At 39.3% G+C, this 2,423-nt stretch carries 2 protein-coding genes; both read right to left on the bottom strand.

The genetic code is table 11. The features are described 5' to 3' along the window. Positions 1-751 (bottom strand): amino acid permease (locus CZ809_RS20505; protein WP_144396218.1); only part of this gene is annotated, 751 nt, incomplete at its 3' end. A 647-nt stretch (positions 752-1,398) separates the two neighbouring features. Then, positions 1,399-2,423 (bottom strand): Orn/Lys/Arg family decarboxylase (locus tag CZ809_RS20500; RefSeq protein WP_503121337.1); only part of this gene is annotated, 1,025 nt, incomplete at its 5' end.

The raw sequence follows: 2,423 nt of genomic DNA, 5'->3' as shown, positions 1-2,423 counted from the left end.
GAATAATACCTTGAATAACACCCGTTGAAGCAATGTAAACAATCGCTGCGAAACCAGTACCAAACAGTACTGCAAGTGGTACGTTACGCTCTGGGTTTTCAACCGCATCAGAGTTAGCACCTGCAGATTCAATACCTAGGAAAGCCCATAAAGTCAATGCGATACCAGAAGATACAGAGTGCATTGTAGTGTCGTGGTGTGGGTTCCATGCGCTCATGAATGTTTGTGGATCGAACCACCACCAACCGATGATAGATAGACCTGCAACTGGAATAATAATACCCCAAACAGTGAATGCTGAGATTTGACCTGTGATTTTCGCACCGCCAAAGTTAGCTACCATGGTGAAGATAAGGATAGCAACTACACCGTAGAAAGTGTGCATAGGTGTATCTAGCCAAGGCATAAATGGTTTGATGTAACCTAAAGCAGAAACGGCAATAGCAACACAGCTAATCACCAAACACACGTAGTAAGTGTAAGAAGAGATGAAGAAAGATGATTTTCCGTGTGCTTCTTCTGCGTAAGCTGACATACCACCAGAGCGCTTACAAAATGCACCACATTTAGCGAATGTATAAGCAATACACATTGCGCCTAACGCAGTAACAACCCAAGATAACATTGAGATTGCACCAACTTGCGCCAAGCTTGCTGGTAGCATAATAATACCGGAACCCATCATGTTAACTGCAACAAGTACAGTTAAGCCGACAAGGCCCATTTTTTTAGTGCCAGTATCTGATGACATTATATTCACCTGTGATTTAAAGGGATGTAAATCATATTTAAAATAAGATTTATATTAATATAAATAAAACCAGATCCATGGGGAGTTATTTATTATATAAAGGAAGTTAATTATTTTATTTTACTTATTATAAAATAATTAAAATATAGTTCTCAGCATAAGAAATATATTTTAAATGGAATAAACAACTTCGCTTTCGAGACATATAATGCGCTGATTCTTTAAAATTAAAACCGTAAAAACGGAATGAATCATTGCATTTTTAGTGGGTATGATTGGTTTTAGTATCATTATTCGACCATTATTTTTAACAAATGGTGTAAAAATGTAATTTGTTGCATTTTTTTGTGATTAAAGGCCTTTATTTACAATGAGTTGAAATTCTCACTGGGTGGTAATTTAAAATCAATCAAAAATAGCACAAAATATAGTTATGCTTTATCAGTGAGAATAAATTCATCATTAAAAATTGATTTTTTTTTTGAATGATGGGTTAAGAAATATTTAATTTGTATAAATTATAATTAGCTATAGATAGGTTAATGCAACCTGAGCGCTAAGATTATGGCTAAATTTGTACCGATAAAAAAATCCCCCGCTGTTACCAGCGAGGGATTGATAGGCTGTCACACTAATGCATTAAGCGATTATAGTGCTTCTTTTTTGATACAAAGAACGTGGTATTTACCGTCTTCGATTTCTGCGCCTTCAGTTTCGTGTTCGAAACCAGGGAACTCAGCGTCCCATGCTTCTAGTGCTTTCAAGTACTGGATTTGAGGACTTGTATCATCACCGAAGTTTTCGCCACCCATAAGCATTGGAATGCCTGGTGGGTAAGGGATAACAGAGTTCGCTGCAACGCGGCCAACAAGTTTATCTGAAGCCACTAGCTCTACGTCATCTGAAACTACGAACTGGTAAGCAGTACGTGGTTTCACTTCCATTACTGGAAGGCTTGAGTAAGCGTGGTTTAGCACTTGGCTTGGGTTGTGACGTACTAGGTACTTGTACATACGTTCGCCAAGATCTTTCAGACCAAGACCACGGTAAACTTCTGGAGCAGAAGCAACTAGCTCAGGCAATAATGTTTCGATATCTGCGTTGGCATCGTAGTGACGTTTGAACGACAACAATGTGTTGATCAAGGTGTCACGCTTACCTTTAGTAATACCCATTGAGAATAGGAACATTACTTGGAAGTCAGTAGTACGTGTTGGTACGATACCGAAATGGCTTAGGTAAGCTGTTACAAGTGCTGCTGGAACACCTGTTTCTAGGAAGTTACCGTTGTCGTCAAGACCTGGAGTTAGCAAGCTAACTTTGATTGGATCAAGCATACACCAGTCATTGTCGATTTCGTCAAAGCCGTGCCACTTGTCACCAGGAGTCAATTTCCAGTTCTGTTGGATAGTCATTAGAGATTCAACAGAAGCGTCTTCGAAATTAACTTTGTCGCCGTTCATTTCTGTAACAGTTTCAGCGTTCCAAGGCTTGAAGAACCAATCGTTTTCAGCGGTGTAATCGTTGAATAGTTGACGCATGTTCTGACGGAAGATGATCGCTTCGCGGTTAACTTCGTTAGTTAGCGATAGACCACTTTCGCCTTTCATCATGTTTGCAGCAACATCGTTAGACGCACAGATTGCGTATAGTGGCGATGTTGATGTGTGCA

The sequence above is a fragment of the Photobacterium piscicola genome (assembly GCF_900166965.1).
Classification (GTDB): Bacteria; Pseudomonadota; Gammaproteobacteria; order Enterobacterales; family Vibrionaceae; genus Photobacterium; species Photobacterium piscicola.
The sequence above is the reverse complement of the archived record's forward strand: the minus strand, read 5'-3'. Positions and strand labels throughout refer to the sequence as shown.